18 protein-coding genes and 1 tRNA gene are annotated in these 24,447 nt (G+C 42.1%); 8 read left to right on the forward strand and 11 right to left on the reverse strand.

Going from position 1 to position 24,447, the window contains the following annotated elements; genetic code table 11:
• Positions 1-75 precede the first annotated feature (75 nt).
• Complete coding sequence (gene purM / locus DFP82_RS07535) at positions 76-1,125, forward strand: phosphoribosylformylglycinamidine cyclo-ligase (RefSeq protein WP_110923128.1); 1,050 nt, start codon at positions 76-78, stop codon at positions 1,123-1,125.
• Positions 1,125-1,835 carry a phosphoribosylglycinamide formyltransferase gene (gene purN, locus DFP82_RS07540; RefSeq protein ID WP_110923129.1) on the forward strand — a complete coding sequence of 237 codons (711 nt, stop codon included), beginning with the start codon at positions 1,125-1,127 and terminating at the stop codon, positions 1,833-1,835. Before purM ends, purN begins: the two co-directional genes overlap by 1 nt.
• A 183-nt stretch (positions 1,836-2,018) precedes the next feature.
• Here the strand turns inward: purN and DFP82_RS07545 are convergent, their stop codons facing one another.
• Positions 2,019-3,392: an NAD-dependent succinate-semialdehyde dehydrogenase gene (locus tag DFP82_RS07545; protein WP_110923130.1), complete on the reverse strand. Its 1,374-nt coding sequence runs from the start codon at positions 3,390-3,392 to the stop codon at positions 2,019-2,021.
• A gap of 399 nt (positions 3,393-3,791) precedes the next feature.
• Positions 3,792-4,781, reverse strand: coding sequence for a LysR family transcriptional regulator (locus DFP82_RS07550; protein WP_110923131.1), 990 nt, complete (start codon positions 4,779-4,781; stop codon positions 3,792-3,794).
• A 754-nt stretch (positions 4,782-5,535) separates the two neighbouring features.
• On the opposite strand from DFP82_RS07550, the gene DFP82_RS07555 reads away from it, so the two are divergent.
• On the forward strand, positions 5,536-7,122 hold the full coding sequence (locus DFP82_RS07555; protein WP_110923132.1) for an isocitrate lyase: 1,587 nt from the start codon (positions 5,536-5,538) through the stop codon (positions 7,120-7,122).
• A gap of 284 nt (positions 7,123-7,406) precedes the next feature.
• Here the strand turns inward: DFP82_RS07555 and DFP82_RS07560 are convergent, their stop codons facing one another.
• Entirely contained in the window at positions 7,407-8,702 is a 1,296-nt protein-coding gene (locus DFP82_RS07560; RefSeq protein ID WP_110923133.1) for a DUF4349 domain-containing protein, read from the reverse strand.
• Positions 8,703-8,981: 279 nt separating this feature from the next.
• Between DFP82_RS07560 and DFP82_RS07565 the strand changes: the two genes are divergently transcribed.
• On the forward strand, positions 8,982-10,613 hold the full coding sequence (locus DFP82_RS07565) for a CYTH and CHAD domain-containing protein (protein WP_110923134.1): 1,632 nt from the start codon (positions 8,982-8,984) through the stop codon (positions 10,611-10,613).
• Between the two features lie 258 nt (positions 10,614-10,871).
• Here the strand turns inward: DFP82_RS07565 and DFP82_RS07570 are convergent, their stop codons facing one another.
• Positions 10,872-11,387 carry a L,D-transpeptidase gene (locus DFP82_RS07570; protein WP_110923135.1) on the reverse strand — a complete coding sequence of 172 codons (516 nt, stop codon included), beginning with the start codon at positions 11,385-11,387 and terminating at the stop codon, positions 10,872-10,874.
• A 205-nt stretch (positions 11,388-11,592) separates the two neighbouring features.
• Here DFP82_RS07570 and DFP82_RS07575 point away from each other — a divergent pair, with 205 nt between their 5' ends.
• Positions 11,593-12,855 (forward strand): hypothetical protein, encoded by a 1,263-nt coding sequence (locus DFP82_RS07575; protein ID WP_110923136.1) that lies wholly within the window; start codon positions 11,593-11,595, stop codon positions 12,853-12,855.
• A gap of 139 nt (positions 12,856-12,994) precedes the next feature.
• Here the strand turns inward: DFP82_RS07575 and DFP82_RS07580 are convergent, their stop codons facing one another.
• The gene (locus DFP82_RS07580) at positions 12,995-14,233 is read right to left on the reverse strand and encodes an argininosuccinate synthase (RefSeq protein WP_110923137.1); all 1,239 of its coding nucleotides are present in this window, start codon (positions 14,231-14,233) and stop codon (positions 12,995-12,997) included.
• A gap of 393 nt (positions 14,234-14,626) precedes the next feature.
• Here DFP82_RS07580 and pyrC point away from each other — a divergent pair, with 393 nt between their 5' ends.
• From pyrC to DFP82_RS07595, 3 genes are all read left to right on the forward strand, one after another.
• Entirely contained in the window at positions 14,627-15,697 is a 1,071-nt protein-coding gene (pyrC, locus tag DFP82_RS07585; protein WP_110923138.1) for a dihydroorotase, read from the forward strand.
• Between the two features lie 212 nt (positions 15,698-15,909).
• On the forward strand, positions 15,910-16,629 hold the full coding sequence (gene rnt / locus DFP82_RS07590; RefSeq protein ID WP_110923139.1) for a ribonuclease T: 720 nt from the start codon (positions 15,910-15,912) through the stop codon (positions 16,627-16,629).
• A 546-nt stretch (positions 16,630-17,175) separates the two neighbouring features.
• Positions 17,176-17,251, forward strand: a tRNA-Glu gene (locus DFP82_RS07595).
• A gap of 311 nt (positions 17,252-17,562) precedes the next feature.
• On the opposite strand, the gene DFP82_RS07600 is transcribed toward DFP82_RS07595, so the two are convergent.
• The 6 genes from DFP82_RS07600 to DFP82_RS07625 form a co-directional block, all read right to left on the reverse strand.
• A complete protein-coding gene (locus DFP82_RS07600) occupies positions 17,563-18,186 on the reverse strand; it encodes a BLUF domain-containing protein (RefSeq protein WP_110923140.1) in 624 nt (207 codons plus the stop codon).
• 384 nt (positions 18,187-18,570) lie between these two features.
• Complete coding sequence (locus DFP82_RS07605; protein WP_110923141.1) at positions 18,571-19,359, reverse strand: IspD/TarI family cytidylyltransferase; 789 nt, start codon at positions 19,357-19,359, stop codon at positions 18,571-18,573.
• 151 nt (positions 19,360-19,510) lie between these two features.
• Positions 19,511-19,819, reverse strand: coding sequence for an FtsB family cell division protein (locus tag DFP82_RS07610; protein ID WP_110923142.1), 309 nt, complete (start codon positions 19,817-19,819; stop codon positions 19,511-19,513).
• Between the two features lie 125 nt (positions 19,820-19,944).
• On the reverse strand, positions 19,945-21,261 hold the full coding sequence (gene eno, locus DFP82_RS07615) for a phosphopyruvate hydratase (protein ID WP_110923143.1): 1,317 nt from the start codon (positions 21,259-21,261) through the stop codon (positions 19,945-19,947).
• A gap of 335 nt (positions 21,262-21,596) precedes the next feature.
• The gene (locus tag DFP82_RS07620) at positions 21,597-23,942 is read right to left on the reverse strand and encodes a heavy metal translocating P-type ATPase (RefSeq protein ID WP_110923144.1); all 2,346 of its coding nucleotides are present in this window, start codon (positions 23,940-23,942) and stop codon (positions 21,597-21,599) included.
• A gap of 222 nt (positions 23,943-24,164) precedes the next feature.
• Entirely contained in the window at positions 24,165-24,389 is a 225-nt protein-coding gene (locus DFP82_RS07625) for a heavy-metal-associated domain-containing protein (protein ID WP_110923145.1), read from the reverse strand.
• Positions 24,390-24,447: the final 58 nt, after the last annotated feature.

Genomic DNA, 24,447 nt, shown 5'->3' on the forward strand with positions numbered 1-24,447 from the left:
ATATTCAGAATTAACACAACCAACTCGCTTTTCTACCGATAGACCTTCATTCCCTATAAAATTTGTGAGATGACCATGAGTAACAAGCCTTCTTTAAGCTACAAAGATGCCGGCGTTGATATTGATGCAGGCGATGCGTTGGTTCAACGTATTAAATCAGTGGCAAAAGCCACCTCTCGTCCTGAGGTTGTGGGCGGACTTGGCGGTTTTGGCGCGCTTTGTCGTATTCCGACCGGTTACACCTCACCTTTATTGGTTTCGGGCACTGACGGCGTCGGTACCAAGCTTAAACTGGCCTTGCAACTGAATCGTCATGACACTATCGGTATTGATTTGGTCGCTATGTGCGTCAATGATCTGTTGGTTTGCGGTGCTGAGCCATTATTCTTCTTAGATTACTACGCAACAGGCAAGCTTGATGTTGACGTAGCAGCGACTGTCGTCACTGGTATTGGCGAAGGTTGTAAACTCTCAAACTGTGCGCTCATCGGTGGCGAGACAGCTGAAATGCCAGGCATGTATCAAGATGACGATTATGACCTAGCTGGATTCTGTGTGGGCGTGGTTGAAGAAGCCGAAGTGATCACTGGTGAAAATGTCGCAGAAGGTGATGTATTGATCGCTCTTGCCTCAAGTGGTGCTCATTCAAACGGCTATTCATTGGTTCGTAAAGTTATCGAAGTGAGTGGCGTTGATGTCACCACTAGTGATGCACAATTAGATGGTCAGCCTATCCAAGACGCACTAATGGCCCCTACTCGTATCTATGTTAAAGCCATCAAAGCTTTGCAAGACACTCTTGGTAGTTCAGCCCTTCACGCGATGTCACATATCACAGGTGGTGGCTTGACAGATAATTTACCGCGTGTATTGCCTGAAACACTAGCCGCTAGCATCGATACCAATAGCTGGCAGTTTTCAGAGCTATTCACTTGGTTACAAACCCAAGGTAACATCGAACAGAGTGAAATGTACCGCACCTTTAACTGCGGTGTCGGCTTTGTAATTGTCGTGCCTAAAGATAAAGCTGAAGCGGCTATCAATATATTGAATGACGCTGGCGAAAAAGCATGGCAGTTAGGCGAAATGGTCAGTCGTGAAGTGGATGCAGTGGTGTACCGTTAATGCTAGCCAATAATACCAGTCACGCCAACAAGCCATTACGTATTGCCGTTCTGGTATCAGGCAGTGGTAGCAATTTGCAAGTATTGATCGATGCCATGCAAGCTGGCGCACTACCGATTGAAATAGTAGGTGTCATCAGCAATCGTGATGACGCTTATGCCGTCACTCGTGCCAATGATGCTAATATTCCAGTCGCGGTACTGTCACACGTTGCTAACGGCAAACGCATGGGTATCAAAACTTTTGAAACTCATGCAAATGCACAGCTTGTTGAATGGCAACCCGATTTAATAGTGTTAGCTGGTTTTATGCGTGTATTAAGTGGCCCATTTATAGATAATGCGCCAGCGCCTATGATTAACTTGCATCCTTCTCTATTGCCTGTCTACAAGGGACTTGATACCCATCAGCGAGCTATTCAAGCCGGTGAGCGTCACCATGGCTGTAGTATTCATGTTGTCACTGCTGAGCTCGATGCAGGCACTGTTTTGACTCAAGCGCTGTTAGAGATCAATCAAACAGAGACAGCTGATAGCCTACAAGCACGTGTACAAAAACTTGAGCATAAATTGCTGCCTTGGACAATTTTGCTGTTGGCAAATAAAGCATTGTCACTTGGTACTAATAATGAAGTCAGCAATGAAACCTGTAATAAAACTAAGGCAAATTACTTGCCAGCCTTGCCATTACAGCTGTTTATAAACACGTAAAAGTTTCAGCTTATCAAATTACATGTTTTACCGTTCTATTTGATGCAATAAAAAGCCCAGTTACTCATGATGAGTAACTGGGCTTTTTTCTTTCAATAACCCTCTACAATTTGAAATCATAAAAGGTTATCTGCTGATAACTATATAGCTATTTAACTAGCTAGATTCTTAAAATGTAGGCTCTTAAAATACATGAACCGCTTTGATATTAACAAACTCTTTGATACCAAAGCCCCCATGCTCACGGCCATAGCCTGAATTTTTGACGCCACCAAATGGCAGTGCAGGGTTGGCAAGACCGTAACCATTGATGTAGACCATACCAGTATCAAACTCTTCACGTGCTAGACGTACCGCTTTGTCTGTATCTTTTGAGAAGATTGCACCGCCTAAACCATAGCGACTGTCGTTAGCGATACGTAAGGCATCGTCTTGATCTTTTGCACGAATAAGCGAAGCGACAGGGCCAAACAACTCATCATCATAGGCAGGTTGACCTTTCTCAACGTTTTCTAAAATAGTGGCTGGATAAAAGCTGCCTTTGCTATCAGGAACCTTACCACCAACAGCAATCGTTGCACCTTTAGCCACACTTTGCTCTACTTGCTCATGTAACTGTTCTTGTAGATCTTTGCGAGCCAATGGTCCGATGTCTGAGCTATCATCCATAGGATCGCCATATTTCGCACCTTCAAACTTCTCAACAATACGCTTGCGGAATTCGTCGTATACGCTATCTACTACAATGAAGCGTTTTGCGGCGACACAAGTTTCACCGTTATTGATTAGGCGTGCTTGTGTACAAGTTTCTACTGCTATGTCTAAATCAGCATCTTCTAATACGATGAAAGCATCGTTTGAGCCAAGCTCTAGTACCGCTTTTTTGATTGCTTTGGCGGCTTGCTGTCCAACGATTACGCCTGCTTTGTCACTACCAGTTAGTGTGACGCCACGCACTTTATCGTGTCCAATCAAGGCTTCTGATTGGTCGTGATCAATGATAATTGTACGGAACAAATCACTTGGTAATTCAGATTCATGAAGTATTTTTTCAATTAATAAACCAGAGCCTGTTACGTTAGAAGCGTGCTTTAGCAGGATACTATTACCTGCCATCAAGTTGGCAATGGTATAGCGGAATACCTGATACGCTGGGAAGTTCCAAGGTTGCATACCATAAATGATACCGATAGGTTGGTAGCTAACCAATCCTTTTCTCATGCCTTCAATATCACGTACATCGTCGGCCAGTGATTCAACACCGTTTTCAGCAGTATAATCACAGATTGCCTTACACAGATCAATCTCTTGTAAGCTTTGGCTATATAGCTTACCGCGCTCTTCTGTCATTAGTTTAGCCAACTCTTCTTTGTACTCGATTAGCTTATCACCAATAGATTTGATCGCTCGGCCACGATCTTCGTGGCTAACAGTGCGCCATGCTAAGAAAGCTTCATGTGAAGCATCAACAACTTTATTAACTTCGTCTACGCTCATGTAATCGTAATTTTTAATCTCTTCACCCGTGGTTGGGTTGATAGTAGTAATATCTGACATGTTATTGTCCTTGTTATATTTTATTTTATGTTTAGTATTTTCAGTTTATAAAATAAGCATTGGTTACTGTTTTGTGGCTCAGCATACTCGCTAAACGTTATGTAATGAGTTCTTGTTGTATCATAAGCTCTTATAGCAACCAATCACTCAAATAGGTATCAGCTTGTTTGTGCACTGCTTTCTATCTGTGGCCATCATAACAAGGTAATTTGGATGATAGGTTTACAAGATATGAAGAAGTGTGCATAAGATGTTAACAGTGTGGCTATCTTATTAATTACGCTTAAGTTGTAAGTAGTTTGAGTTATGGACGAGGTAGTTGAGTAAAATTAGACCAATAAAAAACCAGCCCTGCGGCTGGTTTGATAAAAAATTTATCTGTCTTAGAAAGTAATCAATTTAAAATAGATGGTTCATCACGGGTATCTCCTGCGGTGGGTTTTCTTCCTCATCAACGATTTGACGAGCCACATGCATGATAAGTTGGCGTAACCAACGATGAGCTGGATGATGTTGCAATAACGGTGACCACGCCATCGTTAGCTCAAACTCAGGAATGAAGAATGGCGGCTCTTCCATTTTAATACTGTCGTTATTTGCCTGCATTTTTGCCACACGAGTTGGCAAAGTTGCTACCAAATCTTTATTAGCAGCAAGCATGGCTGGCATCTGATAATGACGCGTAAAGACACTGATTTGACGTTTTTGTCCGAGGCGTTGTAACGCTTGATCGATAGACCCCAAACCACCTGATTTTTCTGGATTGACACCGAAGCCCACACCCATACCCGTTTTCGATACCCAAACATGCTGCGCTTTCAGATAATTTTTTAAATTAAAACGATTGGCATAAGGGCTGTCAGAGGATAGTAGACAACTAAAAGTATCACGCCACACCAACACTTGGTGAAAGCTCTGTGGTATCTCATTAAAGCGATTAATCGCTAAATCAACGCGTCCCTGCTCCATATCACGATAAGAGACGTCCGATGGTGTCAAGAAATCCAAAATGACATTGGGTGCTTCTGAGCGTAGTGCTTTGACCAGTTTAGGAACTAGCGTCGCTTCTGCATAGTCTGACGTCATGATACGGAAGACGCGAGAGGTGCTATAAGGACGGAACTCAGTACGTGGCTCTAACACTTGCGTCAAATCTGCCAGTATCTCACGAATACGAGGTTGCAACTCTAAAGCCCGCTCTGTTGGCGTCATACCTTCAGATGATCGAACCAATAAAGGGTCGTTAAACAATTTGCGCAGACGACGCAAAATATTACTCATCGCAGGTTGGGTAATGCCAAGCTGCTCAGCTGCACGAGTGACATTTTTCTCTCGTAACAACACATCTAGATGTACCAATAAGTTTAAATCTACCCGCTGCAAATTCATATATAGTTCTCTTGGCCTTTGGATAAGTGCCGTTATAAGCTTGGCATTTTTGGTGCTGTTCTAACAATTTATGGTCTATAACAGTGTAATTCTGCTACTTTTTATCTGATTTTATGCGATATCTGCTAAGTATAACCCAAACCGTCTAACGTAAGGTACTGTTATATATGAATTATAACTAAAGAAAATACCCAAGATAATAATCATAAATTAGATAAATCTTGGTAAGGCAGTTATAGTAAGTCTCATAGGATGACTTGTAACGTAAACGATACAGCTTAGTTTTATAGACTGGCTACATTCATTTGACCGACACAATTATATAGTATATTGATGGTCTTTATCGGTAGCATCATACGATGAATTGATTGCTTAAAAGACCGTTATAGTCATTAGACAATGACCAAATCTATCGCACAAACTGTTTATTATTGTAACATTTCTTATTGCCGATAATGACATCGCCACTCAATAAAGAACGCAAGTGCCTTAGCAATATATGAATAAGCTCAGCAACCTTTTATACATTGCCCATTGTTTTTTCACTACCAAGTTCTAGTAATTCTCTTGTATTAGTGACTAAGTTTGTTTAGGGTAAATAAGGCTTTAACTGATAGCTTGTAATTCTGTCTGACCTTATGAGATGTCAATAGCACTAATATAAAGTCTAAATGTATACCTTTTCAGTCATACACAATTGTCATTATTTTAGCACTTAACTTATTTGTTTTTACACCCCACCAAGGAGACATAGATGTCAACTGCATATAAATCAGCGATCGACTTAGTACGTGAATTGAAGCAAAAGCACGGTAACTGGCAGAATATCAGCGAAACCGATGCGGCACGTATGATGTCACAAAACCGTTTTAAAACGGGCTTGGATATCGCAAAATATACTGCAAAAATCATGCGTCAAGACATGGAAGACTATGACAATGATACGTCTCAGTACACACAGTCTCTAGGTGCATGGCATGGTTTTGTTGCACAACAAACTATGTACGCTAAAAAGAAATATTTTGGCACGACTTCTAAAACTTACATCTACTTATCAGGTTGGATGGTTGCAGCCCTACGCTCTGAGTTTGGTCCACTACCTGACCAATCTATGCACGAAAAAACATCAGTACCTAAGCTAATCGAAGAAATCTATACTTTCCTACGTCAAGCCGATGCTAAAGTATTGAACGATTACTTCCGTGAGCTAAACGCTGCTGAAGAAGCTGGTCAAGATACTTCAGCTATCGTAGAAAAAATCGAAAACTTTGATTCGCATGTTGTGCCAATCATCGCTGATATCGATGCAGGTTTTGGTAACGAAGAGGCCACTTACCTACTGACTAAGCAAATGATCGAAGCAGGTGCTTGTGCCATTCAGGTTGAAAACCAAGTATCTGATGCTAAGCAATGTGGTCACCAGGCTGGTAAAGTAACTGTACCGCATGAAGACTTTATCTCTAAGCTAAACGCTATCCGTTATGCATTCCTAGAGCTTGGTGTTGAAGACGGTGTTATCGTTGCTCGTACTGACTCTGAAGGCGCATCACTCACACAGAAAATCCCAGTATCAAATGAGCCAGGCGATCTAGCTTCTAAATACATCGACTTCATCGAAATGGAAGAAGTTACTTTAGAAAATGCAAAAGAAAACGACAGCTTACTTAAGCATAACGGCAAACTAGTACGTCCAGTTCGTCTGCAGAATGGTCTATATCAGTTCCGCGAAGATACAAACATTGACCGCGTTGTACTTGACTGTGTGACCGCTCTAGAAAACGGTGCCGATCTATTATGGATTGAAACACCAACTCCAGATGTAGAACACATTAAAATGATGGTTGACCGTATTAAAGAGCAACAGCCTAAAGCGAAGCTTGTATACAACAACAGCCCATCATTCAACTGGACGCTTAACTTCCGTAAGCAAGTGATCGCACAGTGGGAAGAAGAAGGCAAAGACATCTCTAGCTACAATAAAGATGACTTGATGAGTGCTGATTATGACGGTACTGAGCTTGATGCAGCAGCTGATGTTGCCGCTAAGAACTTCCAACGTGATGCGTCACGTGAAGCTGGTGTATTCCATCACTTAATCACGCTACCGACTTACCACACGACTGCTCTTAGCGTTCATGAACTTGCTAAAGGCTACTTCGGTGAAGAAGGCATGCTTGCTTATGCAGCTGGTGTACAACGTAAAGAAATCCGTGAAGGCATCGCTTGTGTTAAGCACCAAGCAATGGCTGGTTCTGACCTAGGTGATGACCACAAAGAAATCTTCTCTGGTGACAACGCACTTAAAGCTGGCGGCGGCAAGAACACAATGAACCAGTTCTAATCACCGACTCTCTATAAGTAATTGCTAAAAAAGCCGCCCTACATAATGTAGGGCGGCTTTTTTATGGCTGTTTATTGATATTCTGTTATTGTGAGCTTTTTAAGCATCCATTCTAGGGTGTGTCCTCATTTTAAAAATGATGATAAAAATGAGATAAATTGCCGTCAAACGAGGAAAATAGCGCAGATAATATCAGGATATTAACCAGCTATTTGACGATTTTTGGCAAAATTTAGCTATTTTTAGCTCATTTAGAGGACACTCGTTTGAATTGAGGACACGCCCTAATGCTTAGCATCCTTGCTATCAGTCTCTTTAGCACTGTCGGTATTATCACCTACCTGATTGCTCTTTATACCCTCTGAATGATGGACGTCTTGGTTTTCACCCATCAGATTACGTCGTAAGTGTTCCACACGAGGGCTGTGTTTAAAAAACTTACGATAGATCGCTTTTATTATTCTATAAATTAGATAAAAAACACCACCAAGCACCACTAGCCACCACAATTGTATAATGCCAAGTGCAAATGACCTGAGCATACTCCAACCATCTTTGAATGATTTGTTGACTTCGGTGCCAAAACTCGGACGTTCAGCATCTATCAAAACGTCTAGGTTTTGCGTGGTTTCTTTATAACTGACATCTGGCTGCATAAAGCTCAGATTGATGGTGCTATATTTAACTTTATCGGCGATATCCATTTGCTTAAGCTTCGCCAATTCTTTTTGGCGACGGGCGGCATAGGTTGCAGTGATAGCATCGACATTACTACCCTGATCTTTATCATTTTTGCTCTCGAGACGCTCTTGACTGAGCTCATCTACCATATCGCTATTTAGCTGACTTGCCAGCTGCTCACGATAAATATCCAAAGTAACATCTTGTGCAGTGAACTCCTGACTATTCAAAAAAGCCACTTGCTGCTGCATTTGTTCTAAAAACTTATGGACGTTGACCCGAGGAACCCGAACCGTCATCTCAGCTTGGCGATTATAGGTTGTGATTGTAATATTCTTATCACCTTGGACAAAGGTTCTATCACTACGTGGATAATTGCTAATATTACTGAGCGCTACATAGCCACCCTGCTGCCGTGTCAATGTCTCAATAGCGGCGCTACTCTTGACCACGTCTTTGACAGTAAAGTTTGTACTGGCATTGATCAGCAGCTCTTTACCTTGTATCTGGATATTAGCGGCCTGAATAGCGAGTGTCTGCTCACTACTCTCTGATAAGTTTTCAACCGTCAGCTCATTGGCTTGATTGTCAGCCTCTAACTCTAACTCTGGCTCTACAGCAGCTGATTGCTCAGACATCATGGTATTTATATCAGTGTCAACGGCTTTTTCATTCGCATAATCGCTTGGCTCCTCTGAGGCACTTTCTGCATATTCCTCAGATTGACTACAGCCACTCATCAGTAATACAGACCCGAGCATTGCCGCTGCTATAGCTAATGACAAACGATTGGGTGGTGATGATGTTTTAAGCTTACTCATCATAGAGTCGTGCTGCCTATCAAAACCAACCTGCTTTTTCAAAAGATGGCTTTCAGATACCATAAGGATTTCTCTCATATTAAATATACTTTTGTTCAATATTTTCTCAATTATAACGACAATAAAACAAAAGTGTATTTTTTATAGAAAAACACATAGATAGTTCTATAGAATATTACTTGTTATTAGATGATAGCTTTCATACGATAGAGTTGATTCAATCTAAAAAAGTACCAAGTAGCCGAGTACAGATGTGTAGCACTTTCACTCGACTTCCTTGTATCCAAATTATATTGAGCCGACTATAGATTGACTAAAGTACTCACTTAACGTTTATTAAAATAATTGGGAGCCACCATGCAAGAGATAGAACTGAAGTTTTTGGTGCCAGAATCACGGCTAAAAGGCTTGATGCGTCAAGCTCAAGTCAAATCCTCACAGCTGACGCAACTGGCTGCCCATTATTACGATACGCCTGACCAACAGTTGGCACAGTCAGGTATTGGCTTGCGGATTCGTAAAGAAGGCGATTCGTGGGTACAGACTATTAAAGCTGGCGGCGATGGCATTGCCGCGCGCTTAGAGCACAATGCGGTATTAGATAATGAACAAGTACAAGCAATGCTCGATGCCAACTCCCTCATGCCTGATTTGACCATTTATAAAGACACTCCAATCGCTCCTGCATTGTCTAAATTTAAGCTCAAAAAACTGGTAAAAACACTGACACGATTGTATGTCACTGATGTACAGCGCACCACTCGATTGCTAGTAGAAGATAATGGCGATCAAATGGAAAACAGTATTGAGATTGCCTACGATCATGGAGAGATTATTCATGGTAATGATGATGCTCAGCGAGAGGTCATCCAGGAGATAGAATTCGAGCTGATATCAGGAGATTTAGATTTTCTGTTTATGACAGCCAAAACTTGGTGTCAGCGCTATAAGCTATGCTTATCTACTGTGACCAAGGCTGAACGCGGTGGATTACTCATCAACGGACAGAATCATAGCCCAGCCGTTAGCGCTGATCTTAGTCAGCTAAACATCAGCAAAAAAGTTAGCATACCTGCCTTTGTAAGGGCTGCCATACATAACTGTCTGCTGCAAATATTACCGAACAGCAGTGCTATCGTGGCTGGTAGTACTGACAGTGACCATATCTTACAATCACAGATAGGCATTCGCCGCCTGCTAGCTGCCCTAGATGCGTTTGCTAGCTTCTCTGATGAAATCAATCCTGATTGGCAGCCAATCCTAAACCAAACGGCCACCTTACTTGGCGATTATCAAGAGCTGGATTACCTAGCAAATTACATCGAACCTAAGCTGCAAGAATATGGCGCACCTGAGACTAACTGGACGACGGATATTGATGCTCTCAAAATCAAGCCTATCGATGCCATTAGCGTCCCTGATTTTCAGCTGACCTTATTAGAACTCATTGCCTTTACTATGAGTGATCCAACCCTTGAGCCTCAAAGTAACAAGCTTGCTACCGATAAAATTGTAAAAGTCTTATCTAAACAATATGAAAAGCTGCTCCATACCGATGAAGAGCTTGATGAGGGAGACAATGTTGAAGGCGATAGTATGGATTTAGAAGACATTGATTTAAAAAACATTGATTCAGAAGATGTTGATTTAGAAAGTACGAACTCAAACCTTGATACTGATGATCAAGCAGACTTTGAATTGCATCAGCTAACAGATTTTCGTTACATCACTGAGTTTTGTGCACCTCTATTAAGTAAGAAAGGGTCTAAAAAACGCACTGAACGCCAGCTAAAGTGTTTGCTCAAAGCGCAAAAATCATTAGAGAAATATCACGGTTATGCACAATATCAACAGCGTTATCAGTTAAAATCAGCTGTAGATAATAATGCACTATATGGTGCAGGCTGGTTTGCAGCCGTACTCAAAAATGACGCGAAACGCAGCGATAAATGCTTGGTCAAAGTGAGAGATCGTTCGATATTTTGGTAAAATATTCATCGTAAAATAGCAAAAACGTAAAATAAAAAAGACAGCTCCCTCTATGAGGGCTGTCTTTTTTATAATGTCTGATTCAAGAAAGTTACGATAGATGATTTAATCAATGTAGTTGTACTATCATTCTGTTTCATCCACTTATACCATAGTCGGTTCAATATAGTTTGGATACAAGGAAGACGAGTGAAAGTACTACAAATAGTAGACTAAGCGAGACTGACACCGTATCCAATTTATAGAGGATTGACTATACTATTCAGCCGTAATAGTCACAAACGTACCCTCGCTGACTTGTTCAAATAGCTGAATGATATCCGCATTACGCATACGTATACAGCCATGCGAAAATGGTGCGTCCATTGGCTCGGTATCTGGTGTGCCGTGTATATAGATATAGCGCTTATAAGTATCACAGCCACCTTGACTGTTAGCCCCTTTGTTCACGCCTTCTTCCAGACCGCTGAGCCAAAGGATACGGCTCAATATCCAATCGCGCTCAGGATGAGACTTACCGAGTTCCGCATCATATATCTCGCCTGTAGGCACACGGCCTATAAGCACAGCGTTGCTAGGTACACTACCCCCTATTTTTTCGGCAATGACATGTTTGCCAAGCGGTGTACAGCCACTATCTTGCTGACTGCCAATGCCGTTTTTAGCAGTCGATATCGAGTATCGTGCTATTTCTTTATTCTGCTGGTGTACTGTTAAATATTGCTGAGCGATGTTAATAACTATCTGTATATCAAGATTATTGCTGTTTTTCATAAATGCTTCCAACTATCAGTCATTCGTAAAAATACCGTTAGGGCAATTAGGACATATTAAACTTCCAACTAGGTCACTCACAGTGACTATATTCGGATTATTCAACACATCCTCGTAAAATGATTGAAAATTTCTATTATCAAGGGATTGTATCAAGGCATTGGGCACCGTAATATAGGGGCACACTTTTTGATGCTAGCAGATTATGACGACTATTTCACCGAGACGTGTGTCGATGTATGATTTTCTATATCAAGATACCATACCGATGGTGTCATTATTGGCAGATGCCGCAAAGCTTTCATTACCACAAGCCCGCTTAGCAATGGATGCCAGTTTGCAGGCAATTATTAGTGCCCTTCTCGCTTACCAACAGCGTTACGATGGTCAGGCAGTGAGTAAAAAACTGTTTGGGCGTGGTGCTGTCAAGGAACTCCGTCAATACAACTCTATGAACTTTGCGACCATTAGTGCGACGTTATATCATCGTCACGATGCGGCAGATGCCATATTCTCTGATAATGCTCGGGTCATAAAAGCGAGCGATCGTATCGCCAGTCAAATTGACGCAACGACGCAACAAGTCCAAATTTTACTGACCTCTTTATGTGTGGTTGTGCTCCGTGAGCTGGCTATATTGGCAGAATACAGTCAACTTGATAATAACGAGATTAACAAATGGTTTGCGCTACAACCACAATTTTTGTCATTAGCTCGTTTCGCAGCCAGTGAACCAGAAACACTATCAGCTGAACCGTCTAACGAAAACAACGAAGCGCCCGCGATAGCAGCCGAAAATACGGTAGATACAGGAACAGAAAGTCCATCAGAGGTTGGCTCATTAAGTACTGAACAGCTATCAAGCAACCCACCGTCTTTCGATCATTACTGGTACGAACTGACGGCATTCAAACCTGAAAACTATGAGCCTGTACAAGACATGCAAATGGCCACAGGTAACTATCTAAAAGCCATTGGCCGCTCACCTGACAATTTGCAACAAGGACGCCATAATGACATGCTAGTGTTTGCAGAAATGCATGATATTGCATTGCCACATCAACGTTGGTTATTACAGCTCGCAAAAATATCAGACATCTATCTCAGTCGCAATCGACTGCGCGTAAATTCTGAACCTGCTACCCCACCCAAGCCACCTTTGGTTAGCTTGGGACTCATCGGTGGCAATAGCGACAACACGCCCGCAACGATCAGTGAAAAACCGATTGAATACGAAGCCGCCACGCCGCTTTGGAAAAACCCCGTCATTATCATTATCATTCTGGTCATTAGTATACTGGGTGGATTGGCAACCCTCAAATATCAGATGCAAAAGTCTGACGGTGCTATGTTGGCAACAGAAGAAGTGCTATTAGAACAAAAGACTCTCGAAGAACGACAGCAGCAGGATGTCGCCATCGTGATGGTAGACGATGAAAGTGTTGTAGAAATAGCTGAAGCTGAGTAGAAAAAAGCAGTGATTTAAATGTGGCTGTTGTCATAAGTATTTAATCACAGACTATCAGCAATAAAAAAGAGGCCCTATATCTAAGGCCTCTTTTTTGTGCGATTTAATTTTCTAATTGATTACGAGTAATCTGACAATCTTACTTCGATAAATCGCGACCACGGCTGGCTTCGATAGCTAGACGTAGACCATTAAGACGGATAAAGCCTTCTGCATCTTTTTGATCATAAGCGCCTGCATCATCTTCAAAAGTTGCGATTTTTTCGTCAAATAGTGAATCATCAGATTTACGTCCGACAACGCTCACCGCACCTTTATATAGCTTCACGCGAACCGTACCGTTGACGTATTCCTGTGATTTGTCAATCAACGCTTGCAACATCATACGCTCAGGACTGAACCAGTAGCCGTTGTAAATAGTTTTAGCATAGCGTGGCATTAGCTCATCTTTTAAATGCGCGGCTTCACGGTCTAAGGTCAATGACTCAATACCGCGATGCGCTTTTAGCATAATCGTGCCCGCTGGTGTCTCATAGCAGCCGCGTGACTTCATGCCAACATAACGGTTTTCTACGATATCTAAACGTCCGATACCATGCTTACCGCCAATCTCATTGAGCTTGATCATGATTTCGAAAGGCTTAAGTGCTTCGCCATCGATAGCAACGATGTCGCCTTTTTGATACTCTAGCTCTAGATACTGTGCTTCGTCAGGCGCTTCTTCTGGGCTGACTGACCAGCGCCACATATCATCTTCTGCTTCAGCATATGGATCTTCTAGGATTCCGCCTTCATAAGAGATATGTAGCAGGTTAGCATCCATTGAGTATGGAGATTTTTTCTTATTACCCGCATAATCAATCGCAATGTTGTGCTCTTTCGCATATTCCATCAAGCTTTCACGGCTAGACAAGTCCCACTCACGCCAAGGGGCAATGGTGACTACATCTGGTGACAAGGCGACAGCACCCAGCTCAAAACGTACTTGGTCATTACCTTTACCCGTAGCACCATGGCTAATGGCATCAGCATTATGTTCTTTAGCAATCTCAACCAAACGCTTCGCGATTAGTGGGCGTGCGATAGAAGTACCGAGCAAATACTCGCCTTCATAGATAGCATTGGCACGGAACATTGGGAATACATAATCACGGGCAAACTCTTCGCGCAAGTCTTCGATATGGATATGTTTGATACCCATGGCTTCTGCTTTAGCGCGTGCTGGCTCAACTTCCTCGCCTTGACCGATATCTGCGGTAAAGGTAATAACCTCTGCATCATAAGTCTCTTGCAGCCATTTAGCGATGATTGAGGTATCAAGACCACCTGAATATGCCAATACGATTTTATTAATATTTTTCGGATCAAGTTGAGCCATGAATAACTCCTATTATGAGAATTTAATTTTGGTAAAAGCACTAAGATTCAATCGAAAGGTAAACTACTTACTCAGTGTACATCATATTTACTATAGGCAAAAGTGCCACGGCCATAAGGAGTGAGCTTTTGGTTGAATGGTGAGCCAATGGATATAAGCTATCTCTATGAGATTGTTATCTAATCATGATAAACCAAGCCATTTTATACATCCAAAAATCATTACTCTTCATAGAATGCTAGCAGAATACTCAAAACCTTCTACAGTACAATCAATGAATTATGTACAGAGCGTTAGTCGCATATTTAGTCAAGTGGGCAAATCTGTTATGATAGCCACATAACACCACTCCGTTTTATTCCCATATATGACGACACAGAGCGCTACGACATTATGACTGATTCGATTAGAGAATTGACCATCCTTCAACCAGACGACTGGCATATCCACTTGCGTGATAGCATAGCATTGAGTACAACAGTACCGCATGCCGCAAATAGCTTTAATCGTGTGATTTGCATGCCAAACCTAGTACCACCCGTCAAGAATGTCGACGATGCACGTGCATACCGCGCGCGTATCATGTCACATCTAGAAACTAGCGATTTGAGCATAGAGCGCAAAACGGCATTCGACCCCCGTATGACCTTATATCTGACGGATAAAACGACTGCACAAGACATCGAAATGGCAGCAAAATCAGGTATCGTACAGGCCGTTAAGCTATATCCTGCTGGAGCAACCACCAACTCTGCTGACGGCGTCACCAATATCAATGCTTGTGTCGATGTCTTTGAAGCACTAGAAAAATACGACTTGCCACTATTAATACATGGTGAGGTCACTCAAGACCATATTGATATTTTCGATCGTGAAAAGCGCTTTTTAGATGAAGTGTTGGCACAGATTATCGTAAAGTTCCCTACGTTGAAAATCGTAGTAGAACATATCACTACTAGTGATGCTGCAGACTTTGTATTGGCTCAGGGCAATCACGTTGCCGCCACTATCACCCCGCAGCACTTGATGTTTAACCGTAATCATCTATTGGTCGGTGGTATCAAACCGCACTTTTATTGCTTACCTATCCTGAAGCGTGAAAGCCATCAAAAAGTACTATTAGATGTCGCGACCAGCGGCAATCCAAAGTTCTTCTTAGGTACTGATTCTGCTCCACATGCGACGGATAAAAAAGAAGCTGCTTGTGGCTGTGCTGGTTGTTATAGTGCTGCGACTGCCTTGCCACTGTATGCCACTGCTTTTGATAGCGTTGGCAAAATAGACAAGCTAGAAGGTTTTGCCAGTCGTTTTGGTGCCCAGTTCTACGGCATGCCACTGAATGAGAGTACGATTACGCTTGTCAATACGCCTATGCAAGTGCCTATCGCTTATCCTTACTTCGATGGTAGCTCTCTCACCCCGCTTATGGCAGGTGAAACGCTACCATGGTCTCTTAGAGACTAGAGCACGCTAAGGTATGTCATCATTCAAATTGTAAAAATTAAGGGTACTAAGTGCTAAGTGAACCAATTGATGACGTATCTGACATAAAGCCTTCTATATTTTATCCTATAATATTTGTCATATCCCTATCTTAAGCGGTGTGACAGATATCATCACATACTTATTTTTAATTCAATATAACAGTACGACTGATAAAAGCGATTTTACCTGATATGACCACTCAAAACGATGCCACCTTGCCTGACAATACCGTGACAGATGAACAAGCACCAATACGCTTAAAAGATCGCTTTCGTAAGTTTTTACCTGTGGTCGTCGATGTTGAGACAGCTGGTTTTAATGCACAAACTGATGCTTTATTAGAAATTGCCTGTATTCCTGTGCTACTTAATGAGCAAGGTGTGTTTTATCCAGGGGAAGCTTTCAATGCTCATATCGAACCTTTTGAAGGGGCAAATCTAGAGCCAAGTGCCCTCGCCTTTACAGGGATTGATCCTAAAAACCCACTGCGTAAAGCCATTGCTGAAGACGAAAAAACTGCCCTACGCCGGATTTTTAAAGGTCTAAAAGAAGTACGCCGTGAGGAAGACTGCCGTCAATGTGTATTAATCGGACACAATGCCCATTTTGACTTGGCGTTTTTGAATGCAGCTGTGCTACGTACCAATAACAAGAGCCACAATCCGTTCCATAACTTTTCAGTCTTTGATACCGTCACGCTATCAGCACTCGCATTTGGTCAGACGGTACTGGCACGTGCCTGTAAGGCAGCAGGGCTAGATTTTGATGGTAAAGACGCTCACTCAGCGCTATATGATACGCAAAAGACTGCTGAGCTGTTTTGTCATATTCTTAACCATTACCCCATGCTTGCTAATGCAATGCATAATGAAGCAAATACAGATGAATTACCTGACAGCGATAATAAATAAGCCACATATCCTATATTGCCCATGTCTCCTAATAGTGCTACTTTTAATACTTGATGACTTTGGCATCTTGATTTTACAATCAATAGGGATATGATTGATATCATGATAAACAAGCCACTCGTTTAACTATTGAATATGGTATGGCCATCATTCAAAAGCAACAAACGAGTCGACGACCTGTAATTATGCACTCTGAAATGGTGTTGTCGTATCCTATAGATGGTTTAAGTTGCCCACACTGCCTCATAGCATGACATTGCTCATACTATAAGGATTGATAGGAGAGACTTTATCATGGATCCACAACTCAAATTATGGGGAACTATCATAGGCTACATGTTGCTAGCTTTGACGATTAGCGCTTGTACTTCTTTGTGGATTCGCTATCATTTAAAGCGTAAAGACTTACATCCTCGCCGTGCAATTAAAAAAAGATACTTAATTTTAAAAAGACGAAGAAAAAGGCTTGACAGCAAGCGCAGACACCATTAGAATACGCACCACTTCGGCATAAATGGTGAAAGCAGCTGAGGTGTTGTGTTACTAGTCCCCATCGTCTAGAGGCCTAGGACACCGCCCTTTCACGGCGGTAACGGGGGTTCGAATCCCCCTGGGGACGCCACTATTTGGCGTCACTCGTTAGCAAGTTTGCTGCAAAGCATCTATTAAGACTAACAAGCGTACCATCGAAAAGCCCAATCACATCGTGATTGGGCTTTTTTTTATGCGTGCATTTAACTGTCTCAAAAAGATGATACCTAAGATCTTCAAATGTATATCACTATTAATTTAATGCAGCTAGTAATGTGTACTATGAATACGCAACTTGATTTGCTGCTGCATCTATATTAAAAGTTTTATCGAAAATTTACTGACAAAAAAGCCAACATTGAATGTTGGCTTTTTAGATCGAATACGATTTCTTTATAAAATTTACCAGATTTTATCTGATAACATCAACCATGACAGTGTCATGATAACCATCACACCAAGTACGGTTTGAATCAAAAAGAATGCTTGATGCTGACCGACCACCTTACTTAAGGTCACCCCTAATGTACTGTACTTAATAGGTGGTGTATCTATATTACCTGTTCTTGCCTGTTCTTCATAATACCCTTGTAGGATATCTACAAACCTTGGCCATTCACTAGAATTCCAATCGTAAGGCTTAAACGGCATAAAGTTTTTCAGCTCAGGCTCTTTTGTCATCCAACGTTCAAGTGTGACAGAACGTAGAGACCAATTCGTAAAACGGCGTTGAGAGATTTGTGAAAAATCTAGAATTTTTAGTTCTTTATGACGGTCATCTACTAGCAATCGATTTTTTAAATTAGTGAGCGCTTGTTCTGACCCTTCTACACACTGTAAGAAGTAACCATTGCCATAGCAAAGAATACCCGTAACATTATCGGCTTGGTTTTGCTCAATCGAAATCTCTGAAATGTCGTTAAGCGTACTAGAGCCTGACAGACCAGTCGAAGTGATTTGGCTGATATATACAAGCTGGCAGAGATCTATTGTGACTGGATTTGTCGAATCATTAATTTTTGACAATTCGATTCTCCCTATTTTTAGATAAATGGAGCTAAAACAACCATACTAACTTTAGAAAAAACATAGAGACAAGACTTTTAGAAGCATCAAATTGGTCTGGTATATTATTGATTTTATAAATGTTTATATTAATTGTATTAAGTTGGTTACATCATAGGCTAGTTTGGTCATCAAAGCAATCTATGTTTGACAATACTGTTTGTGTTTCATAACTGAGAAGAACTTTAAACGAATGAAGTAGCCTATGTTTTTATTTTAAAATAGGTGCTGGCTGAAATATGTGAGATATAGGCACACCTACATCTCCATTAAATGAACGTATTTGATACGAGATAGGTCACAGTAAGTGAATAAAAAAGAGCTATTGGAAATACTTTAGGATAATTACGATTGTGCAGTCAGAATAGCGGCAAGTAAGATAGCATCGTCTGGATAAGTGAGCTTTATGTTTTGGCGACTGCCAGTCACTAGACGAATGGGGAAATCTAAGTACTCAAAGGCACTGGCTTCATCAGTAATAGAAAGTTTATGGGTACAAACATAAGCCAATACCCTCTTCAACTCACCTAATCGAAATACTTGTGGGGTTTGAGCTTGCCACATATTGCTGCGGTCGATAGTGCGTTTAGCATAAGAATGTGCGTGGTTATGGTTATGGTTATGGTTATGGTTATGGTTATGGTTACTACTAACAGTCTCATTCGTAAGCTCAGATTGAGCAGTAGAATAGAAATATGACTCTTTTAGTGTATCAGCCACAGGTGTTGCTAGGATAGCGCCATAAGGCTCTGTCATCGCCGCTTCGATCACCTGATTAATATCATTACTGGGTACAGCAGGACGCGCAGCATCATGAATCAACACTAAGTCTGAATCGTCAGCGCCTGAATGACTGATTGCCCCTACACCTGCCTGTACTGACTGCCAACGCTCAGCGCCGCCAATGGCATAATCTATAGGAAGTGCGAAATCGAGTGTTTGAGCAGTGGTGTCATCTGCTGCAATGACCAACAAGCACTTATCAACATAATCACTACAGGCGAGCCTTGCCACGCTATGCTGTAGCAGTGTCCGTCCTTGTAGCATCGTGTATTGCTTGGCAACAGACGCACCAAAACGACTACCGCGACCAGCAGCGACGATCATGGCATGTATACGAGGTGTGGTATTCATAAGATAATACTCATCAAGCAGCCCTCATGGTTGAGACCCATGACAATATGGCTAAGGAAAAGCAAGTGCTAAGAGGGGTAAAGAGATTGAGGTGAACAGAATATCTATTCTAGATAATAACAGGTAGTACTTTTTAGAAAACTAAGAATGATTACTGACTGCTGTGCGTGGTAGGTGCAGTGGACACTTGCACAAATGTCTCGTTTGGTTTAATCAAACCCAAATCTAAACGAGCATGCTCTTCTACTGCTTCGAGACCATTTTTTAAATCATATACGTCGGTACGTAATAAATTATTTGCGGCTACTTGGCTCTCATTCAAGCGCTGCTGCTCTTCTGTCTGAGTCATCAGTTCGTTGTGCTCGAAACGACCATTTTCGCCTAGCCAATACTGATATTGCAGCCCTAACAGGACAGCAACGGCTAACGCGAGTAACATAAATTGGCTAAAATATTTCATAAGAGGATAACGCCAAACGACAGAGATATAGTAAAAATTAGCTAAAGCAGCTAGGCAATATATAAACACAACAATGATTACATACTGCCCAGCTTTAACGTTAAGTCCTGATCAACTTGGACTTATTAACCACGTAGACCGATGAACTCTTCACGGCCACGATAGCTTGCACGTACTTGCTGCTCGATACGAAGCAATTGATTGTATTTTGCGACGCGATCTGAGCGGCATAGCGAGCCAGTCTTGATCTGACCAGCAGCAGTACCAACCGCTAAATCTGCAATAGTACTGTCTTCAGTTTCACCTGAACGATGCGAAATAATCGTCGCATAACCATTTTTCTTCGCCAGATAAATCGCATCTAGCGTTTCTGATAAAGTACCAATCTGGTTAAACTTAATCAAAATTGCGTTGGCAATTTTCTTATCAATACCTTCTTGCAAGATAGCAGGATTGGTTACAAATAAATCATCACCGACCAATTGTACTTTATCTCCAATTTGCTCAGTCAAATACTTCCAACCATCCCAATCTGACTCATCAAGACCATCTTCGATAGAGATAATAGGATATTGACGTGCCAAACCAACTAGATAGTCTGAAAAACCTTGGCTATCAAAAGATTTGTTACCTTCGCCTGCCAAGATATACTGACCATCTTTATAGAATTCGCTCGCTGCACAATCTAACGCAAGATGAATGTCTTCACCAGCTTTATAGCCGACTTGCTCAATCGCTTGCATAATGACAGTGATGGCTTCTTCGTTGCTACGTAGGTTTGGTGCAAAACCACCTTCATCACCGACCGCTGTATTCAAGCCTTGTGATTTTAGGACAGATTTTAAGCTGTGGAAAATCTCCGTACCAGCACGCAATGCTTCTGAGAAGCTCGTAAACCCAACTGGCTCAATCATGAACTCTTGGATATCTACAGTATTATCCGCATGCTCGCCACCGTTTAAGATATTCATCATTGGCACAGGCATCGTGAGCGACGTCTGATTGCGCAAGTTGGCAATATACTGGTGTAATGGCAAGTTCTTTGATTTGGCAGCCGCTTTAGCAGTGGCAAGTGACACCGCTAGCATAGCGTTGGCACCAAGGCTGTCTTTGTTTTCTGTACCGTCTAGCGCAATCATTGCATCATCAATGCCTTGCTGCTCTGTAACGTCTTTATCCATCAAAGCGCTACGGATTTGGCTATTTACATTGGCAACGGCTTTTTTCACGCCTTTACCCATGTAGCGATCTTTGTCGCCATCACGCAGCTCAAGCGCTTCACGCGAGCCAGTTGACGCGCCACTTGGTGCTGCAGCACGGCCAATCGTACCATCAGCCAAGATAACATCGGCTTCAATCGTTGGGTTACCGCGTGAGTCTAAAATCTCACGAGCGCGAATGTCTTTAATTGCGGTGACGTTGTTGGTTTCTTCAGCGTACATAATGTCTGTTAATTCCTTTGGTCATGCCAAGTTTATGGGGTAAATAACGGCAACTAGAATACAAAAAAATAAAGCAAATTATCGTATAGCACGTGCGCCTAAAACAGCTTTGCCTATTTGTAAAATCGGCCAATCTTCAGTACGATTACAGGTTTGTTTGGCGTATCGACAGCTGGCTATAGTGCTTGGCATCATAGCATAAATTTTGCCAAACTTCCCTTATCTTACACCAACTTGCGCCCATAAAATCAAATATGAACAGCAATATCAGCCGTTATCGAATCGTTTCATTCATGACGATGTAAAAAGCGAATGAATGCCTAAGCTTTAGACAACTACTCTGCTTTAATATTGGTGTTTGAGACTGTATTATCTAGCTCAATTTCTGTCTTAAATCGTGTCAATCGCAGTGCATTCATTAATACTGAGATGGAACTAAGCGCCATGGCAGCAGCTGCAATCATAGGATTTAAAAACCCAAAAGCAGCGAGTGGAATGCCAATGCAATTGTAAATGAAGGCAAAAAACAAATTTTGCTTAATATTACGCAGTGTTGCTTGAGCGATTTTTTGTGCCGCATCGATATGCATTAATGACTCACCCATCAATCGTGCAGAAGCACTGTGCTGGGCCACATCTGTCCCTTCAAACATAGCAAAACTGGCATCGGCAGTTGCCATCGCTGGTGCATCATTAACACCATCACCTGCCATGGCAACTTTATGACCCGCTGTTTGTAATTTAGCAATCTGGCTCGCCTTGTCTCTCGGGCTCATTTTGCCATAAGCCGCCTTGATACCCAGCTTTCCTGCGACATAATCGACGACAGACTGCTTGTCACCACTCATCAAAATCACGTTAATGCCAGCATTTTGTAGTGCAGTAATCGCTTGTGGAGTATCCGCTTTTAGGTCATCCGCTAAAGCAAAAGCGCCTAAAGGTTCGTCATTAATACTAACTGCAACCGTACTGGCCACTTGCCATGCTTTTGGCATAAACTTTGGCAGCGTCAAGTTAGCAAACTCTGCCGTACCAACCTTAATAAGCCCAAGTCCATCAATGTTTGCTTGTATACCTGCGCCTTTTATCACGCTGATATCAGTAACATTCATTAATGGCAAATTGCGGTTTTTTGCAGTGTTGACCAGAGCAGTTGCTAATGGATGACTAGCATGTGCCTCAACGCTCGCTGCAATCTGCAATACGTCATCAACAGCAAGCGATTTGTCCACCATGACATGGTCAACGATAGTCGGTTTGCCAATGGTCAGTGTGCCCGTCTTATCCAAGACAACGGTATCGATGTCGCCTGCTGCTTCAAGGCTTTGTGCATCCTTAAACCAAACGCCATGACGAGCAGCAACACCCATACCCGCCATGATTGCCGCTGGTGTGGCCAAGCCAAGCGCACAAGGGCAAGCAATGACCAATACCGATACGGCGTGCATTAGTGCCGTATCCACCATACCTGTCAGCCACCACGTGACGACAAAAGTAACCAATGCAATCGTAACAACGATGGGAACAAAAATAGCTGTCACTCTATCAGCAAGACGCGCTAAATTGGCTTTTGAGCCTTGCGCATCACTGAGTGCTTGTACCATATCACCTAGCTTGGTATCACTACCTTTAGCACTGACTCGATATAGCAAACTGCCATTTTCGACTAGAGCACCTGCTAGTAGACCATCGCCCTCTTCTTTTTTGAGCGGTACTGACTCACCAGTTAGATGACTCTCCACACACCAGCCACTACCACCTATAACCATACCGTCAGTGGCTACTCGGCTACCTTGCTTAGCGCGCAAAATATCACCAACCTGCACGTCTTGGAGTGCAACATTATGAAAATCACCATTTGACTGCTGCTGCTCAACTTGATCAGGTGTCAGTGATAATAATAAATCAATACTATTTAAGCTGTGCTTTTTGGTACGCTCTTCTAAATACTTACCCGTACGAACAAAAGCAATAACCATCACTCCTGCTTCAAAATACACTGCAGGGCTATTACCTGCACCATGACCACCCATGTGAGCATCCTGCAGCAAGCTATTTAGAGTGCCATCACCATGTGTCAGCCAAAGATAAGTTGAATATGCCCAAATGGTGACCGTACCGATAACGACCAATACGTCCATATTGGCAAGACCACCTCTAATCGATGCCCATGCACTTTTATAAAATGGCAGTGCCAGTCCAAATTGCACAATCGTCGCTATGAGGAACTGTTTCCAAACCGCTGGCATCCACGCCATACCAAAACCCGTCAGCATGCCTGCCATACCGACTAAAAATGGGATTAAGCAAACCCATAGCCCAATTAAGCGCCAAGGATACTCAGTTGCTGTATCCTTGTCCGTTTTCTCAAATAAGCTCTCACCTACTTGTAAATTAGCCACAAAACCAGTTTTATTCACCCATTCTGTGACCTGCTCTGGTGTGGTCTGAGTCGGATCATAATCGACATTGGCAGTCTCACCTGCAAAATTCACACTCACATCGTATACCGATGGCTTTTTGTTAAGTACCTTTTCGATTCGTGAGGCACAAGCCTGACACGTCATACCATCAATCGCCAGTTGTAGATGCGCACGCTGCGGCGTAAGTGATGTATTTGACTGAACGTCAGTTTCAACATCGTAGGATTTGTCATTAGTGGTGCGGGTAATATCATTCATAAAGAAAACTCGGTATGGCATTTATTCGTTATAGCGTTTGTAAAATTGAATGAGCCATAAAAATATCAGTGGATGGATGAATCTAAATTAAAAAACATTCAAGGTTACTATTCATTCAAATCAATTCATTTATAGCCATCTGGGAAGCAACCTAATATCACTACTCTTCAACCATTAAAAAACCAGCCATAATAGCTGGTTTTTTCAAATGAAAGACGGTACTTATGAGTTAGCGACAGTCGCATCAAAGCCCGCATCATCAATCGCTGAAGCAATGGCTTCTATATTCGTTTTACTATCGTCAAAAGTAACGGTTGCTTGATTGTCTATCAGCTCGATACTGATATCATCTAGGCCATCGATATCAGCAGTAGCGTTATATATACTGGCTACGCAGCCACCGCAAGTCATGCCGTCGATTTTGATAACACGAGTTTGGTCTGTCATATGAGGCTCCTTATTTTTATTTATTAATATAATACTGTTTTAAATAAATGATACGCAG

Origin of the sequence: Psychrobacter fozii, from assembly GCF_003217155.1 — a bacterium.
GTDB lineage: Bacteria > Pseudomonadota > Gammaproteobacteria > Pseudomonadales > Moraxellaceae > Psychrobacter > Psychrobacter fozii.

What these genes read in the sequence shown, in the direction of transcription:
- purM (WP_110923128.1), top strand. Translation starts at nt 76, where the DNA reads ATGAGTAACAAGCCTTCTTTAAGCTACAAAGATGCCGGCGTTGATATT.
- purN (WP_110923129.1), top strand. Translation starts at nt 1,125, where the DNA reads ATGCTAGCCAATAATACCAGTCACGCCAACAAGCCATTACGTATTGCC.
- DFP82_RS07545 (WP_110923130.1), bottom strand. Translation starts at nt 3,392, where the DNA reads ATGTCAGATATTACTACTATCAACCCAACCACGGGTGAAGAGATTAAA.
- DFP82_RS07550 (WP_110923131.1), bottom strand. Translation starts at nt 4,781, where the DNA reads ATGAATTTGCAGCGGGTAGATTTAAACTTATTGGTACATCTAGATGTG.
- DFP82_RS07555 (WP_110923132.1), top strand. Translation starts at nt 5,536, where the DNA reads ATGTCAACTGCATATAAATCAGCGATCGACTTAGTACGTGAATTGAAG.
- DFP82_RS07560 (WP_110923133.1), bottom strand. Translation starts at nt 8,702, where the DNA reads ATGAGAGAAATCCTTATGGTATCTGAAAGCCATCTTTTGAAAAAGCAG.
- DFP82_RS07565 (WP_110923134.1), top strand. Translation starts at nt 8,982, where the DNA reads ATGCAAGAGATAGAACTGAAGTTTTTGGTGCCAGAATCACGGCTAAAA.
- DFP82_RS07570 (WP_110923135.1), bottom strand. Translation starts at nt 11,387, where the DNA reads ATGAAAAACAGCAATAATCTTGATATACAGATAGTTATTAACATCGCT.
- DFP82_RS07575 (WP_110923136.1), top strand. Translation starts at nt 11,593, where the DNA reads ATGACGACTATTTCACCGAGACGTGTGTCGATGTATGATTTTCTATAT.
- DFP82_RS07580 (WP_110923137.1), bottom strand. Translation starts at nt 14,233, where the DNA reads ATGGCTCAACTTGATCCGAAAAATATTAATAAAATCGTATTGGCATAT.
- pyrC (WP_110923138.1), top strand. Translation starts at nt 14,627, where the DNA reads ATGACTGATTCGATTAGAGAATTGACCATCCTTCAACCAGACGACTGG.
- rnt (WP_110923139.1), top strand. Translation starts at nt 15,910, where the DNA reads ATGACCACTCAAAACGATGCCACCTTGCCTGACAATACCGTGACAGAT.
- DFP82_RS07605 (WP_110923141.1), bottom strand. Translation starts at nt 19,359, where the DNA reads ATGAATACCACACCTCGTATACATGCCATGATCGTCGCTGCTGGTCGC.
- DFP82_RS07610 (WP_110923142.1), bottom strand. Translation starts at nt 19,819, where the DNA reads ATGAAATATTTTAGCCAATTTATGTTACTCGCGTTAGCCGTTGCTGTC.
- eno (WP_110923143.1), bottom strand. Translation starts at nt 21,261, where the DNA reads ATGTACGCTGAAGAAACCAACAACGTCACCGCAATTAAAGACATTCGC.
- DFP82_RS07620 (WP_110923144.1), bottom strand. Translation starts at nt 23,942, where the DNA reads ATGAATGATATTACCCGCACCACTAATGACAAATCCTACGATGTTGAA.
- DFP82_RS07625 (WP_110923145.1), bottom strand. Translation starts at nt 24,389, where the DNA reads ATGACAGACCAAACTCGTGTTATCAAAATCGACGGCATGACTTGCGGT.